Here is a 15,073-nt window from a genome sequence, read left to right on the forward strand (position 1 = left end):
TTTTTACGAGTCTTGAAAAGCAGCGGAGCGTGCCCGATTCAGGCTAATACAACACATCTGGCACCTCCACCGCATTCAACAGGTCTCAGCGTTCTACTTGGAAGGTTTGTGTATCGGGAGCGTTGGATGCTTCGGTTTGTTTGGTGGGTTAACGTGACGCCTTCTGTCATCTTGGCCGTCTTCACGTTCTGGCTTTGGTCCGGGCTTGATATCAGCAAACATAATCTGTCCTTATCCTTGGTAGCGGTGATTCTTCAATCGGAGGATGAAGAGTTGTCGCATTAAGTCCAGGGGCCGAAACTTCCAGCTCCGTAAGAATAGATAGCGTCAATCCGCTATAAGTCAAGGCAAGCAACGCCTCAGAGTTTTAGAGGTATCGCCAAACGATTGTGAACAAACTCGATATTTTCTGAACGCTCTGAAGAAATCCCAGACAACAAAAAAGGGCCCACCTTTCGGTGAGCCCTTCTAGACCGCCCAGCAGAGCGGATTTTGTTTGGTAGGCGCGATTGGACTCGAACCAACGACCCCCACCATGTCAAGGTGGTGCTCTAACCAACTGAGCTACGTGCCTGCTGTGAGGCGGCATTCTACGGAATTCCGAAGGGGTGTCAACACCTTTTTTCGAGCTAACCCTATGAATATGCAAAATATTTAATTTCGCTGCTGCGACGGAGATTTTCCGGTGGCTGGCGGCGGTTTTTTAACTCGGGTAGGATCGGCGGACTCGTAAAATATATTAAACAGAGGCTGCAGGATGGCGAACACCCCCTACCCAGAGTCCTATTACGCTGCATCGGCGAATGCGGTGCCGCCGCGCCCGGCGTTGCAGGGTGACGTAGAGACTGATGTCTGTGTGATTGGCGCCGGTTACACCGGTTTGTCCTCTGCCCTGTTTTTGCTGGAGAACGGTTTTAAGGTCACGGTGCTTGAGGCGGCCAAGGTCGGGTTTGGGGCGTCGGGGCGCAACGGTGGGCAGATCGTTAACAGTTATAGCCGTGACATTGATGTGATCGAGCGCAGTGTCGGGCCCAAGCAGGCGCAGTTGTTGGGGCAGATGGCGTTTGAGGGCGGGCGGATCATTCGTGAGCGGGTCGCCAAATATAATATCCAGTGCGATTTGAAGGACGGTGGTGTGTTCGCTGCCATCACGGCCAAGCAGATGGGGCATCTGGAATCGCAGAAGCGGTTGTGGGAGCGCTTCGGGCATACGCAGCTTGAGTTGCTGGATCAGACGCGCATCCGTGATGTGGTGGCGTGTGATCAGTATGTCGGCGGCATGCTCGATATGAGCGGCGGGCATATTCACCCGTTGAACCTGGCGCTGGGTGAAGCGGCGGCCGTGGAGTCGTTGGGCGGCACTATTTATGAGCAGTCGCCGGCGGTGCGCATTGAGCGCGGGGCGAATCCGGTGGTGCATACGCCGCAGGGTAAGGTTCGGGCCAAGTTCATTATCGTGGCGGGCAATGCTTACCTCGGCAATCTGGTGCCGGAGTTGGCGGCGAAGTCGATGCCGTGCGGGACTCAGGTGATTACCACCGAACCGTTGGGCGATGCGTTGGCCAAGAGTCTTTTGCCGCAGGATTATTGCGTCGAGGACTGCAATTACTTGCTCGATTACTACCGTTTGACCGGGGACAAGCGTTTGGTCTTCGGCGGTGGCGTGGTGTATGGCGCCCGGGATCCGGCGAATATCGAGGCGATTATTCGGCCGAAGATGCTCAAGGCGTTTCCGCAGTTGAAGGACGTGAAGATTGACTACGCCTGGACCGGCAACTTCCTGCTGACGTTGTCGCGTCTTCCGCAGGTTGGGCGGCTGGGGGACAACATTTATTACTCCCAGGGTTGCAGCGGCCATGGTGTGACGTACACGCATTTGGCGGGCAAAGTGCTGGCCGAGGCGTTGCGGGGTCAGGCTGAACGGTTTGATGCGTTTGCGGATTTGCCGCATTACCCGTTTCCGGGTGGGCAATTGCTGCGCACGCCGTTTGCGGCGTTGGGGGCTTGGTATTACGGGTTGCGGGACAAGTTCGGGTACTGACCAACACCACGGTTCCGTGTCGGAGCGAGGCTTGCTCGCGAAGGCGGACCATCAGTCAACATGGATATTGAATGTGACGGCCTCTTCGCGGGCAAGCCTCGCTCCTACAGGGATTAGAGGCGTTCCTGCGGGATGGCGCTCCTACAAGGGGTCACAGCTGATTCCGTGGAATACCGCTGCGGATTCGCAGGATGTCGGCCAAGACTGCCAAGGCGATTTCCGCCGGGGTCTTGCTGCCCAGGTTCAAGCCAATCGGCGCATGAATCCGCGCCAACTCGGCATCGCCCAACCCACCAATCCGGCGCAACCGCTCGAAGCGCTTTTGCGATGTCTGCATCGACCCCATCACACCGATGTAGAACGCGTCAGTACGCACCGCTTCCATCATCGCCAGGTCATCGATGCGTGGATCGTGGGTCAGCGCCACCACCGCCGTGTCGCTGTGGCAGCCACCATCGGCGATAAACACCGATGGCAATTGGCGACGAATTTCGACGCCGTCCAGCACCACGCCGTCCAGCACTTCATCCCGGGGATCGCACAGAATCACCTCGAACCCCAGGCCCACGGCAAACTCCGCACACGCTTGGGCAACGCTGGAATATCCGGCCAGCAACAACCGCTGCGCCGCACCGATCCGCACGCGCACTCGGTCGATTTCGCGTTCGATACGCACCCCCTGCTCGCTGTCCGCAAACACACTGCGCGCACCGCTGGCCAGATCGACCTCGCGGATCAACCGACGCTGCCCCAACAACGCCGACTCCAGCTCGCGCAGATGCGCCTGAACCGCGCAATCCGGTTCCAGCTTCTCCACCATCACATCGAGCACGCCGCCACAGGGCAGACTCACCCCGTCGCCTGCCCCGTAACGCACCACGCTGATGGACTGATCGAACAAACCCTCGGCAACGCGCTCAAGGAAATCCTCCTCAACACACCCGCCGGACAGCGAACCGATCCACTGCCCCTCAACGTTCACCGCCAACAACGACCCCGGCGCGCGCGGCGCCGAGCCGTAAGTGGCCAACACCGTGCACAGCCAAACCCGCTGACCGGCGCAAGACCACTCCAGCGCCCGGCGCACCACTTGCAGATCGAGATGCTGCATGTCAGTGCGCCTTGTGCTCGGTCGGTGGTGCGTCCGCTTGCAGCTTCTGCACATCGCTCACCGCCAATTCAGCAGACTGACCGCCCCAACCCTGACGCAGGTAATTCAGCAGATCGGTCAGTTGCTCATGGCTGAGTTTGTCGGCAAACCCCGGCATCGGTTGCATGCGTTCGAACCCGGCGAATTTCTGCTCGCCGATGCCGCCCTCGATCACCCGCAGCAGGTTGCGCGGATCTTCCAGGCGCAACGTGGTGTTGCCGCGCATGGCCACGGCGATGTGCGGTTTGCCCTCGCCGTTCGGCGCGTGGCAACCGGCGCAGACGTTCAGGTAGTCCTGGCGACCGCGTTGGGCGCTGGGGCTCATCTGTTCCAGCGGCACTTCAGTCAGCACCTTCGCCACCGGGGCAGGATCGCCCAGCAGGTACGTGGCCATGGCTGCCAGGTCCGGGTCGCTGAGGCCTTGGGTGCTGTTGTGGAACACCGGGAACATCTCGTTGAACATCGTGCCCTGGGCGCTCATGCCGTGCTTGAGGAAGGTGCTCAGGTCCTGCTGATTCCAGCCACGAGCGGCCAGGTCCGTGGCCAACAGGCTTGGCGCCAGGTAGCCGTTGAGCAGGCCGCCGGTCAGGCGTTTGTCCTGCTGCATCGCGCCGGGCAAGCCGCGAGGGGTGTGGCATTCGCCGCAGTGGCCGAGCACTTCGACCATGTACTCACCGCGCTTGAACGCCTCGCTTTTGCCGTCGGTGGGCGCCAGTTTCACGTCCTTGCCGTAGAGCATGTTCCAACCCATCAAACCCAGGCGCACGTTGAACGGGAAGCTCAGGCTAGTGACCGGGGCGGCGCGTTCGATGGGCTCGACGGTTTTCAGGTAGGCGTGGATCGCGTCGGAATCTGCGCGCGGCATCAAGTGATACGAGGTGTAGGGCATCGCCGGGTACAGGTTCGCGCCATCCCGGCGCTTGCCTTCGGTGAGCGCGGCGAAGAATTCGTCATCGTTGTACAAACCGATGCCGTGCTCTTTGCTCGGGGTGATGTTGGTGCCGTAGATCGTCCCAAACGGCGAAACGATCGGCAGCCCACCGGCAAACGGCGCGCCGCCCGGTGCGGTGTGGCAGGCCATGCAGTCAGCGGCGCGGGCGAGGTATTCGCCGCGCTTCACCTGATCATCCGCGTGAGCCAGCAACACCGGCGCAGCCAGGCCAACTGCCAATGCCAGGCGGGAAAGTAAACGGTTCATGGCTTAACCCTCCTTGACCAGGCCGAGATCGGTCAGCACGTTGCGAGTGGCGCTGTAATAGCGCACGTAGCCGGTGCAGCGGCAGATGTGGTGGCCGAGGCTGTCCTCGATGACTTTTTCCAGCTGACTTTTGACGATCGGCTGACGCTGCAGTTTTTCCACTAACACCGTCGCCGCGTTGACGAAACCCGGCGCGCAGTAGCTGCACTGGAAGGCAAACTCATCGACGAAACGCTGCTGGATCGGGTTCAGCTCAGTGACCTTGCCCTGCTCGTCGCGGGTCGCGTGACCTTCGATGGTCCGCACTTTCTTGCCTTCGAAATAGTGCGCACCGGTGATGCAGGTGCGCACTTCTTCACTGGTGCCGTCGGGGTTATCGACGATCACCACACAGGCATGGCAGATGCCCTGGCCGCAGCCGAGGCGCGAGCCGGTGAGGTTTTTGTATTCGTGCAGGTAATCGATCATCGGCAGGTCATCAGGGATGTCCACCGGGCCGACGGATTGACCGTTGAGGGTCAGTTGAAACGGACGGTTAGCCATTGAGGGCCTCCTTGATGCGTGCGGAAGTGATGGGCAGGTCGCGGACCCGTTTGCCGATGGCGTGGGCCACGGCATTACCGATGGCGCCGACCACCGGGATCATCACCACTTCGGCAATGCCCTTCGATGGATCGCTCGGCGACAGCGGCGGCAGGATCTCGGCGGTCTGGTTCCACACCGCGACGTGGCGCGCCATTGGCAAGCGGTAACGGTTGAAGTTCCAGTCACCCTCCCCCGGCCCGCCTTCGTACAGCGGCATCTCTTCGAGCAGCGCATGGCCGATGCCCATGGCAATGCCGCCTTCGAGCTGGCCCCTGACCAGTTCTTCCACCAGCACCCGACCGCACTCGACCCACGAGTGATGGTTGAGCACTTGCACTTCGGCCGAGCCCTTGTTCACTTTCAATTCCACCAGCGTTGCGACCGGGCTGTAGTAAGTCACGGCGGCGTTGTTCAACTGGGTGTCCGGGTAGTGCACGTTCTGGCGATCCAGCAGGTGGAAACCGTTGCTGGTCATCTGTGCTTTCTTCGCGTTTGGCGCGCCGTCGCCGTACTTCACGGCCAAGCCATCCAGCGGTAGGCGTTCGCGCACACCGTCGATGCTGAACTCGGCCTCGGCCCAGCTCCAGCGGTTGAAACCGTGCACGGTCGCGCCCGTCACCAGGCCTTTTTCGTGGGCGTGTTTCGCCAACTGTTCAAAGCTCAGCGGCTGCATGCCGTTGGCGGTGAGTTTGCCGTCGACCCAATGCGCGTCTTCGCGGCGCACCACGTACGGGTTGGCCTGGCCGCCGTAAGGGCCCTGGCCCCAGATCTGCAACGCTGCCGGCCACAAGCCGTGGTTGAACAGCACCCGGGACGCTTCGCGGGTGGCGTGGCTGAAGTAGTACGCGGAGTTGGTCGCCGACGAGGCCGAGGCGAGTTTGCCAACCCAGCGCGGGTTGCGCAGGAAACCGTCCTGCTCGGCCTGGCTCATGATGTACGGGTTGCCGCCGGTGATCAGCTGCAACTCTTTCCATTCGGTTTCGCCGGTCTTCACTTCCGTGGCCGGGATGCCAATGAAATCCGCCACCACCAAGGCTTGGGAGGTGGACATGCCGGTGCCGATTTCGATGCCGATATGGCGCAGGGTCACGTGGCCTTCGGCGGTGAATTCGATGCTGGCCATCGGCGCTTCGGAACCGGTGCCGAAGTCTTTCTGGCAGATGGCGAAACCCACGCCATACCAGTGATCCGGGTCGGCGGCTTCGCGCTGCAGCTTGATCAGATCACGATTTTTCCAGACTTCGTGGACCGCGGCTTTGTCGAGGATTTCGTGCAGGCGCAAGGCACCGGCCGGGACCGCGCCCTGGGTGTTTTTCATGCCCGAGAGCATGGCGTTTTTCTTGCGCAGGTCGATGGCGTCGATGCCGAGGCGACCGGCGATTTCATCGACCATCATCTCGGTGGAGGCCATGCTTTGCAGGGTGCCGTAGCCGCGCATCGAACCCGCTTCAACGGCGCGGGAATGGTAAGCCGTGACCTGCAAATCGTTCTGCGGCATGTAGTAGATCGACTGCGCCGCCGTGGCGCCAACCGCCGCCACCGAAGGGCTGTAGTTGATCCGTCCGCCGCCGTCGACGCTCATCTCGGCGCGGAAAATCTTGAAGCTGTGATCGGTCTTGTCCACGGCCAGTTGGTAGCGGATGTCGAACGGGTGACGCTTGATGCCGCTCTGGAACTGCTCGTAGCGGTCGTTGGCCAGACGCACCGGCACACCAGCGCCGTACAACGCGGCCAGGGCGGCGTAGTAGACGAAGATGTTGTGGTCTTTGGAACCGTAGCCGACGGTGTAACCCGGGTGCATGTTCAGGTTGGCCAGGCCGAAACGCGACGGCGCGATCATCTTCGCGGTTTCGGTGGCGGCTTCCAGTGGGCACTGGGTGGCGACCACAAAGTGCAGGGTCTTGGTCGCCGGGTCGTACCAGCCGTTGCCGTTGTCCGGCTCCATCGCGGCCGGCTCGATCGACGGGGTTTTGTAGCGTTCGTCGAACACCAGCCAGTTGTCCGGCGGGCTGTCGATTTGCTGCTTCATGCGGTCGGCGTAAAACAATCCGCGCTCGGTCAGGTTGCCGTGCAGGTCCGGCTGGGAATTCCACACCGGGCGACGGTTTTTCAGCATCGGGAACAGGATCGAATCCTTGAGGCTGGCGAATTCGTCTTCGTCCGCCGAGGTCGCGCCGCCGACACGCACATAGCGGAAGCTGCCGTAGGGATCGCCTTCGTAGAACGGCACTTGGGCACCGTAGCGGATGGCTTTGTCATTGAATTTGAGCTTCGCCTTGGCCTGGCGGAACCGCTCGAAATCGTTCCAGATCAGAATCGCCACCGGGTGACCGATGAACATCGGCACTTTGCCTTCCGGCAGCAGCGGATCGGGGGCGTGCTCTTCCGGGAAGACGATGCCGTCCTTGTCCAGATCGGCGGCGGTGACGATGCGGTCGGGCTGCAAATCGGCGCCGAGCCACGCCAGGTCATAGCCGGCGTAGATGCGGTCGGCCTTGGTGATTTTCAGCAACATGGCGTGGCCCTGCTGCTGGGGCCAGCCCGGCATGTCCTTGGCGCGGATGTCGCGAGCAAAGACTTTGCTGCCGCAGACCTTGGACAAGGCATCGTTACGTTGGCGCGCCTTGCCGTTGTTGCCGAGCCATTGCTCGGACGGCACGGTCACGCTGTTTTCCATCAAGGCCGCCAGCGCCTGGGAGCTGAGCGGTGTAAGCGTCACGCTCACACCCGCCACCAGCCCGCCCTGAAGGAACGAGCGCCGGGATATTTCACGGTTGGACATGGATCATCCTCTGGGCGGTTATGGGTCCGCCCTTCTGGTTATGTTCTGGGGATCTCGCGTCTTGCAGGAGCGCTTTTGGACGAAGCAAAAGGCTGAATAGACAGTGCAAAGCTGACCGAAAGGTTAACTTTAAAGGTTTCTGCGCTTGCGGCAAACAACCTGTTACAAAAAAACTGACCAAGGAATCAAAGTATTGCGGCGTTGCGCTGCAATAGATCTATGGGAAATGCTGCTCTCTATCGATAAAAAACGCTGTTCCCTACCGTGAAAAAACGCAGAACCCTGTAGGAGCGAGGCTTGCCCGCGAAGCTTTTAGCGCCAGTGAGGACGCCTTCGCGGGCAAGCCTTGCTCCTACAGGTTTTGCGTACGTCGGGTTGCGAGTCTCTGCTGGAATTCTGCGCGGCGGCGTTGGTCGGTTTCTTCTTTGGCTAATAATTCGGGCAGTAGCTCGGCGGCTCGCCCGGCGTCGAGGATGAAGACGCCGTCATCGTCGCCGATGGCCAGATCGCCCGGATGAACTTGAATTTCGCCAATCTGAATCGGCTGATTCACCTCCCCTTGGGCACCAATGCCCCGGGTGGTGAACGCACTGACATCGCGACAAAACACCGGCAATCCATGTTGGCGTAGCGCGCTGACATCCGTGACCGCCCCGGACACCACCACCCCGGCCAACCCCTTAATCAACCCGGCCAACGTCCGCAACTCACCCCAACAACCGCACTCTTGATCGCCCACACATTCAATCACCAGCACATCCCCCGGCTCACTCAGCAACAGCGCTTCACGCAAGACGCTGCCATCCGGCGGGAAGACTTTGACCGTGACCACGTTGCCGACCATGCGGATGTTGTTGAACAACGGTTTGATCCCGCGCAGGAAGCCTTGGTCGGAAAAGTGACCGAGGGTGGAGGCCGGGATCGACCGGTATTTTTCGAGCAACAGCGCATCGAAATGTTGCTGGCGAGGGTTGATCTGATAACTCATCGGCACTTTTTCCCCGGGCGCAACAGTGGGCAGGTCGAGCAATATTCCGCAGGCTCGGTGGCCAGGTAATAAAAACAACAGGTGCGGCGAAAACGAATGCTGCGTTGCCCATCGTCCACCAACGTCGGCGGTCGGCGGAAATGGCTCAACGGGTTGTAATCGAGACCGAACAACGCTGGCTCGGCCTGGGTCAGCAGCCACTGAAAGTCCGCTTCACAACGTTCGCGGATCACTGGATCGTCGATTTTCGCCATGCGTTTTTCATACAGCGAATACACGCGCACCGCCGTGTTTTCCCAGAGGATGCGCCGGGACACACCCGTGACTTTGTTGAAGGTCTGCCACAACGGTTTCAGCAATCCGGCGAACAGTCCTTGCACCAAAGCTTCCCGCCAGGCCTCGCGCTCGTTGGCGCCATAGGTCAGCGGCTGACCGTGAAGCAAAGGAAACGACGACGTCCACAACCCATCATCGTGGCCGTATTCGACTACCGTGTTGTCGAGGGTCAGCAGCAGCCCTTTGTCGTACACCGACATCGCATACAAACACGCGCCGGTCGCCAGGAACGACAAACGCTTGCCCAACAGCGAGGCAGTAATCGCCCGGGTTGGCGAGCCGATCACCGGGCCTAACGCATCCAGCAATTGCACGCAGACGTCCTCTTGCAACAACTCCCGAGCCATCAGCGCCCGCAACGGGTCGCGCTCGTTGCTGTCCTTGAGCCGCAACCCGCCGGACAGCACCGCCCATTCCGTCTCGGTGAAATGCCCCGCCAGATTCATTGCGGCAGTTCCCGGCCAAATGGAATGCACAACGGCGTGCCGAAAAACGGATCGGGGATGATCCGGCAATTGAGGTCGAACACGGTTTTGACCAACGCTTCGGTCAACACCTCATCGGGCCGGCCCTGGGCGAACGCGGTCTGGTTGTGCACGGCGACCATGTGGTCGGCGTAACGGCAGGCCAGATTGAGGTCGTGGAGCACCATGATGATGGTTTTGTTTTCGAGGCGGTTGAGGTCGCGCAGCAGGTCTAGCACTTCGATCTGGTGCGCCAGATCGAGGAACGTGGTCGGCTCATCGAGCAGCACGATGCCGGTGTCCTGGGCCAGGGTCATGGCGATCCACGCCCGTTGGCGCTGGCCACCGGACAATGCGTCCACCGGGCGATCCGCCAGGGTCAGCAGGCTGGTTTGCGCCAGGGCGCGGTTGACCATGGCTTCGTCTTCCGCCGACCACTGTTGCATCCAGCTCTGGTACGGATATCGACCCAGCGCCACTAACTGGCGAACAGTGATGCCCTCCGGCGCACTCGGGGTCTGGGGCAGGATCGCCAGTTCCCGGGCCACCGCCGCCGTGGACTTTTGCTGGATATCCACCCCGTTGAGAATCACCGAACCCTGCTGCGGTTTCAGCAGCCGGGCGAAGGATTTGAGCAGCGTGCTTTTGCCGCAGCCATTGCTGCCGATCAATACCGAAATCTTGCCCTGGGGCAGTTGCATGTCCAGCGCGTCAATAATCACCTGGCGCTGATAACTCAGGGTCAGGCCGCGACTTGCAATCGACGTCATACGTGAAATTCCTTAATGACGTTGTTTAATCAACAGGTAGAGAAAAAAGGGTGTGCCGAGCACGGCGACGAAAATGCCGGCAGGCAGGTCCAGCGGCAAAAACAGCGTGCGCCCGGCGAGGTCGGCGAGCACCACAAGATTGGCCCCAACCAGCGCCGCCATCACCGCTTGACCGCCAAACCCCGACGCCACCAGGCGCTTGGCAATGTGCGGCGCTATCAGCCCGACAAACGCAATCGCCCCGCCCCAGGCAATCGCCGCCCCGGCCAACGCCACGCTGACCAGCAACAAACCGGCGCGCAGCCATTGCACGCGTACACCGATGCCCTGGGCGAGGCTGTCATCCAGTTGTTGCACCATCACCTGCCGCGCCAGGAACACCAGCAGCGGACAAATGCCCAGCAACCACGAACCCAATGCCAACGGTTCCGGCCAACTGGCCCCGTACACGCTACCGGTCAGCCAGACATAGGCGGACAGGGTCGTGGTCAAGGGACTGAACACCAGAATGAAGGTGGTGGCGGCGGTCAACATCGCGGAGATGCCGACGCCGATCAACACCAGCCGCAGCGGTGAAGTCCCTTGTTTCCAGGCCAACAGATAGATCGCCAATGCCGCCAGCCCGGCGCCGAGCATCGCCGCCAGCGGCAGATACTGCTGACCCAGCGCCACCGAGAAGAACGACAGGTACAACACCGCCGCCGCACTGGCGCCGCTGGTGATACCGAGCAAATCCGGCGAGGCCAACGGGTTGCGAATAATGCTTTGCAGGATCAGCCCGGACACCGACAACGCCGCCCCCACCAATGCCGCCAGCAGCAGGCGCGGAAAGCGCAGTTGCTCGACGATAAACGTCAGGCTCGCGTCCTGGCTCGACAGCAAGATCCGCAGTACTTCCAGCGGCGAGAGCATGACTTTGCCCAAGGACAGCGAGCCAAGCATGATCAGCGCCGTCACCATCACGGCGGCCAACAGCCGCCACAACGTCGCGACATTGATCCGCCGGGAAAACCCGCTGCGCCGCCAGGTCAGGACCTTATCCATAACGACCTCCACGCCGCGCCAACAGAATGAAAAACGGCGCGCCGAACAGCGCGGTCATGACGCCCACCGGCACCTCTTGCGGCAGGATCAACACCCGCGACAACGTATCCGCCAGCAACAGCACAATCGCACCCAACAGCGCACACCCCGGCAACATCCAGCGATGGTCGATGGACAAGCCCTTGCGCACCATGTGCGGCACCAGCAAACCGATAAACCCGATACTGCCGGCCAACGCCACGGCACTGCCCGCCAGACACACCACCAGCACCGCCATCATCAAGCGGATCAAACCCGTGCGCTGTCCGAGGCCAGTGGCAATCTCTTCGCCCGCGTTCAGCACATTGACCTGCCCCGCCAGCAACATCGACCCGAACAAGCCGAGCACACCACACAGCAGCAACGGTGCAGCGACCGACAAGCTGCGTTCGGTCAGCGACCCCGCGAGCCAAAACAGCACCGTGTCCAGCCCATCCTGATTCACCACCAGCAACGCCTGGCTGAACGCGGAAAACAGCGCCGCCATCGCCGCGCCCGCGAGCACGATGCGCAATGGGCTGAGGCTGCCCTGCCCCATGTTGCCGATCAGCCACACCAGAGTGCCCGCCACCGCCGCACCGAGAAACGCGCACCACAGCCACGCATCCGGGGACGCCAGGGCGAACAGCGAGGAACCGAGGATGATAAAAAACGTCGCCCCGGCGTTGATCCCGAACAGGCCGGGGGACGCCAGGGGATTGCGCGTCAAGGCCTGCATCAAGGCGCCGGCCACCGCCAGGCTCGCGCCCACCGCCATGGCCATCAAGGTCCGCGACAGGCGCGTGGTGGTCACCAGCACATGGCTGACGCTCAACGGATCGGGATGCACAAACGCGGCGAAAACCTGCGACAACGGAATCCACGTCGCGCCGACCGCCAAGCTCAGTACGCAACTCAACAGCAACACCACGCCCGCGCTCCACATCTTTAACCCGTTGCTCATGAGGCAGCGACCAGACGCGCCACGTCATCGAGCATCAGGTTCGCGCCGAGCATGCCGCCGGACAGGCTCCAGGCCACGCCGTCGACCCGCCACACCTGCCCTTGCTGCGGAGCGCGCATTTGCTGCCACAGCGGGTGCTGCACCAGGCTTTCGTAGTTTCGCTGCACTGCCGCTTTCTCCGCGCGCAAGAAGATGAAGAAAATATCGGCATTCACCACCGCCAGGCTTTCCTTGCTGGTGAGTTTGATCGACACCCCTGTCGCCGCCCTGCTCGCTTCGCTCCAATCAAAGCCCAACTCGGTGATGACCGAGCCCGGAAAACTCGCCGGCAAATAGCTGCGGATGTGGTCTTCGCGCACATCCAGAATCGACACCGTCGGCGGCCAGCGCCCGGCGAACGTCTGCTGCAATTGCAGGCGCAGTTGCGCCACACGCTGTTGCCATTGGCCGAGCAACTCATCGGCTTGCTGCTGGCGGTACAGGGCGATGCCCATCAGCGCCAAGGTCTTCTTGAACTCGAAGACCTCGTCCAGCATCACCACCGGGGCGATCTGCTTGAGCAACGGGGCGATGCGTTCATGGCGAAAGCGCGAGGCGACGATCACGTCCGGCTTCAGCAGCGCGATGTCTTCAAGGCTCGGCTGGGTTTCCAGCCCGACATGGGGCACCTGCTCCAACGCCCAACGCAAATAGTGGTAGGTCGGTTTTTCGCTCCAGGAATCAACAATGCCGCACGGCGTAACGCCCAACGCCACGGCGCTGTCGGTGGCCCCTTGAAACAAGGTGATCACCCGCAGCGGCGCGGCGTCGGTTTGCGCCCATGCCGGTAGCGAATACCGGAGTGCAAGCACGCCCAAGGACAGGCGCAACAGCGTGCGCCTGGTGGGCTGACATCGTGGTTCAGGCTTCATTATTCAACCGGTGGAAGGGGTTCACCACATGGCCTTTGCCGAACGGCATGCTGCCGGGGCCGCCCGCGCGCTCGATCATTGGCGTGAGCAGCAGTTTTTGCGGCCAGTGGGGTGCTTCGAACAATTGCTGTTTAATCATCGCGCGAGCTTCGGGGTCGAAGTCGATGGTGTCAATCAACTCGTTCAACACTTCGCCCATCGCGGTCCACAAACCGCGTTCCGGCAAGGCGTATACCAGCGCCAGGGTTTCGATGATGGAGCGGAAGTTGACCTGGATGCCCAGGGTCTGCAACCAGAACAACAGGTCTTCCGCACGCTCGTGATACAGCGTGTTGGCGTGGCCCTTCTTCAGTCGATACGCCGGGTCGGCGAGACCGTTGCGTTCCAGCCACGGCACGAAGATGCGCAGCGAATCGTGATCGCGCAGCAGCAAGCCTTGGGCATGACCGGCCTTCCACACCAGCACCGCGTTTTGCCCGTGGATCTCGCCGAGCATGCCGATGCGGAACATCCGCAGGTTGATGTCGAAGAAGCTGTGAGCCAGCTCGCGGAACAGGGTCATCACCGACGCGGCATTGTCCGGCAGTTGGCGGTAGCTCATCCAGTCATCGAAGAAGTGCTGGTTGCTGCCCGGCAGCGGCGTACCAAGGGCGGCCATGGGGATCAGGCGGGTGTCTTTATCTTCCAACAGCGCCGGCGGATAGCCACGGACCATCGCCGCCAGATGACGCGGCGCTTCGTCGAACAGGGTCGCGTCCGGCGGCATGAACGCCCACCACTTGGTTTCATCGCACAGGTGCAGTTTCTGTTGCAGAGTTTCGTCTTTGTCCAAGCCTTGACGCAGCAGCTTTTCACTCAAGCCGCCGTTGATCATTTTTACTGCCGGCAGGTAACGCGAAGCACCGAGGGAATAGATCGCCATCGGCAACTTCAGGTAGTCGGCGCTGTTGAAGCACGGGGTCATCGAGCGCAAGGACGAGGTGGCGAAGAAGTCACCGTCGGTGAAGTCCAGGCGCTGGCAGTCACCTTTGGCGAAAGCGTCGCCGAGTTGCGCTTCCAGCACATGATCGAACTGCCACGGATGCACCGGCAGCGCGATATGGCTCTCGTAAATGCCCCGTTGCTGCATCTCGTGTTGCAGGCCGGCGTGCAGCGCGAATGGCAACAAGTAGTCGGCGGGACTTTGTTGCGCCAGGTCGGTCACGCCGTCGCCGCATTGCAGCAAGGTGCGGTCGATGGCGACCCAATTGAGCGCCACTGGCCGGGCAAATTCGGCTTGGTAGTGCTGATATTCCGCGTCGTTCAACCCCTGTTTGGCTTTGGCCAGCGGATGGTAAGGACGATCACGCAGCGACGCCCATTGCTCCATGGTCAGGAAAAAGTCGGCGTTGCTCTTTTCCAGCAAGTGCTCGCTGTTGACCCGATGGGCCAGGGATAACTCGGTCTGGCGCACGCTGGTGCGTAGCACGTCGAGGAACAGCGCAAAGCCCTTTTCATTGTCCTGATAGCGGTCGGTCATCCCGGCCAGCACTTGGGTCATGAACGCTTCGGGCGACAGTTCGGTCAGTTGACCATTTTCACGACCCAACACCGGCGTGCCCGGTACTTTCTCCCAGACCTGAGTGATGCCGGGGCGCAGGGCGACGAGGATTGAACCGCGCCATTCCCAGATGCGCTGTTCGGCACTCAACCCGGTAAACGGCTGATCGGCAGCGGGCGCCGTCAGGTTCAGCGGTTCGGTCCCGAAAAAGTGTTCGGCCAGCAAACAATCGACCAGATCCTGCATCACCCTGTCGGCGGCCATTGTGGTGAAGTTCATCGG

General features: G+C 61.2%; 12 protein-coding genes and 1 tRNA gene. 1 reads left to right on the forward strand and 12 read right to left on the reverse strand.

Translation table 11 applies throughout. From position 1 onward, the window contains the following. Positions 1 to 497: 497 nt before the first annotated feature. A tRNA-Val gene (locus ACZ89E_RS11800) sits at positions 498 to 574 on the reverse strand. A 183-nt stretch (positions 575 to 757) separates the two neighbouring features. Here ACZ89E_RS11800 and ACZ89E_RS11805 point away from each other — a divergent pair. After that, positions 758 to 2,041 carry an NAD(P)/FAD-dependent oxidoreductase gene (locus ACZ89E_RS11805; RefSeq protein ID WP_476255704.1) on the forward strand — a complete coding sequence of 428 codons (1,284 nt, stop codon included), beginning with the start codon at positions 758 to 760 and terminating at the stop codon, positions 2,039 to 2,041. Between the two features lie 151 nt (positions 2,042 to 2,192). On the opposite strand, the gene ACZ89E_RS11810 is transcribed toward ACZ89E_RS11805, so the two are convergent. From ACZ89E_RS11810 to ACZ89E_RS11860, 11 genes are all read right to left on the reverse strand, one after another. Next, entirely contained in the window at positions 2,193 to 3,152 is a 960-nt protein-coding gene (locus ACZ89E_RS11810) for an XdhC family protein (protein WP_476255705.1), read from the reverse strand. Position 3,153: 1 nt separating this feature from the next. After that, the gene (locus ACZ89E_RS11815; protein WP_476255706.1) at positions 3,154 to 4,389 is read right to left on the reverse strand and encodes a c-type cytochrome; all 1,236 of its coding nucleotides are present in this window, start codon (positions 4,387 to 4,389) and stop codon (positions 3,154 to 3,156) included. Positions 4,390 to 4,392: 3 nt separating this feature from the next. Next, on the reverse strand, positions 4,393 to 4,932 hold the full coding sequence (locus ACZ89E_RS11820) for a (2Fe-2S)-binding protein (RefSeq protein WP_123403637.1): 540 nt from the start codon (positions 4,930 to 4,932) through the stop codon (positions 4,393 to 4,395). Continuing rightward, the gene (locus tag ACZ89E_RS11825) at positions 4,925 to 7,756 is read right to left on the reverse strand and encodes a xanthine dehydrogenase family protein molybdopterin-binding subunit (RefSeq protein ID WP_463260071.1); all 2,832 of its coding nucleotides are present in this window, start codon (positions 7,754 to 7,756) and stop codon (positions 4,925 to 4,927) included. Before ACZ89E_RS11825 ends, ACZ89E_RS11820 begins: the two co-directional genes overlap by 8 nt. 352 nt (positions 7,757 to 8,108) lie before the next feature. Beyond that, positions 8,109 to 8,744: an RraA family protein gene (locus tag ACZ89E_RS11830; protein WP_476255707.1), complete on the reverse strand. Its 636-nt coding sequence runs from the start codon at positions 8,742 to 8,744 to the stop codon at positions 8,109 to 8,111. Next, positions 8,741 to 9,526, reverse strand: a complete 786-nt coding sequence (locus tag ACZ89E_RS11835; RefSeq protein WP_149658874.1) for an IucA/IucC family C-terminal-domain containing protein — start codon at positions 9,524 to 9,526, stop codon at positions 8,741 to 8,743. The genes ACZ89E_RS11830 and ACZ89E_RS11835 overlap by 4 nt, the downstream gene beginning before the upstream one ends. Then, the gene (locus tag ACZ89E_RS11840) at positions 9,523 to 10,314 is read right to left on the reverse strand and encodes an ABC transporter ATP-binding protein (protein ID WP_133836944.1); all 792 of its coding nucleotides are present in this window, start codon (positions 10,312 to 10,314) and stop codon (positions 9,523 to 9,525) included. Before ACZ89E_RS11840 ends, ACZ89E_RS11835 begins: the two co-directional genes overlap by 4 nt. A gap of 12 nt (positions 10,315 to 10,326) precedes the next feature. Then, positions 10,327 to 11,358, reverse strand: coding sequence for a FecCD family ABC transporter permease (locus tag ACZ89E_RS11845; RefSeq protein WP_476255708.1), 1,032 nt, complete (start codon positions 11,356 to 11,358; stop codon positions 10,327 to 10,329). Further along, positions 11,351 to 12,340 carry a FecCD family ABC transporter permease gene (locus ACZ89E_RS11850; protein WP_476255709.1) on the reverse strand — a complete coding sequence of 330 codons (990 nt, stop codon included), beginning with the start codon at positions 12,338 to 12,340 and terminating at the stop codon, positions 11,351 to 11,353. Before ACZ89E_RS11850 ends, ACZ89E_RS11845 begins: the two co-directional genes overlap by 8 nt. Next, positions 12,337 to 13,251, reverse strand: a complete 915-nt coding sequence (locus ACZ89E_RS11855) for an ABC transporter substrate-binding protein (RefSeq protein WP_476255710.1) — start codon at positions 13,249 to 13,251, stop codon at positions 12,337 to 12,339. The genes ACZ89E_RS11850 and ACZ89E_RS11855 overlap by 4 nt, the downstream gene beginning before the upstream one ends. Next, positions 13,241 to 15,070 carry an IucA/IucC family protein gene (locus ACZ89E_RS11860; protein WP_476255711.1) on the reverse strand — a complete coding sequence of 610 codons (1,830 nt, stop codon included), beginning with the start codon at positions 15,068 to 15,070 and terminating at the stop codon, positions 13,241 to 13,243. Before ACZ89E_RS11860 ends, ACZ89E_RS11855 begins: the two co-directional genes overlap by 11 nt. Positions 15,071 to 15,073: the final 3 nt, after the last annotated feature.

The sequence above is a fragment of the Pseudomonas sp. TE3899 genome, from assembly GCF_056279105.1.

Excerpts from the sequence above, each read along its gene's own strand:
- ACZ89E_RS11805 (WP_476255704.1), top strand. The coding sequence starts at position 758 with ATGGCGAACACCCCCTACCCAGAGTCCTATTACGCTGCATCGGCGAAT.
- ACZ89E_RS11810 (WP_476255705.1), bottom strand. The coding sequence starts at position 3,152 with ATGCAGCATCTCGATCTGCAAGTGGTGCGCCGGGCGCTGGAGTGGTCT.
- ACZ89E_RS11815 (WP_476255706.1), bottom strand. The coding sequence starts at position 4,389 with ATGAACCGTTTACTTTCCCGCCTGGCATTGGCAGTTGGCCTGGCTGCG.
- ACZ89E_RS11820 (WP_123403637.1), bottom strand. The coding sequence starts at position 4,932 with ATGGCTAACCGTCCGTTTCAACTGACCCTCAACGGTCAATCCGTCGGC.
- ACZ89E_RS11825 (WP_463260071.1), bottom strand. The coding sequence starts at position 7,756 with ATGTCCAACCGTGAAATATCCCGGCGCTCGTTCCTTCAGGGCGGGCTG.
- ACZ89E_RS11830 (WP_476255707.1), bottom strand. The coding sequence starts at position 8,744 with ATGAGTTATCAGATCAACCCTCGCCAGCAACATTTCGATGCGCTGTTG.
- ACZ89E_RS11835 (WP_149658874.1), bottom strand. The coding sequence starts at position 9,526 with ATGAATCTGGCGGGGCATTTCACCGAGACGGAATGGGCGGTGCTGTCC.
- ACZ89E_RS11840 (WP_133836944.1), bottom strand. The coding sequence starts at position 10,314 with ATGACGTCGATTGCAAGTCGCGGCCTGACCCTGAGTTATCAGCGCCAG.
- ACZ89E_RS11845 (WP_476255708.1), bottom strand. The coding sequence starts at position 11,358 with ATGGATAAGGTCCTGACCTGGCGGCGCAGCGGGTTTTCCCGGCGGATC.
- ACZ89E_RS11850 (WP_476255709.1), bottom strand. The coding sequence starts at position 12,340 with ATGAGCAACGGGTTAAAGATGTGGAGCGCGGGCGTGGTGTTGCTGTTG.
- ACZ89E_RS11855 (WP_476255710.1), bottom strand. The coding sequence starts at position 13,251 with ATGAAGCCTGAACCACGATGTCAGCCCACCAGGCGCACGCTGTTGCGC.
- ACZ89E_RS11860 (WP_476255711.1), bottom strand. The coding sequence starts at position 15,070 with ATGAACTTCACCACAATGGCCGCCGACAGGGTGATGCAGGATCTGGTC.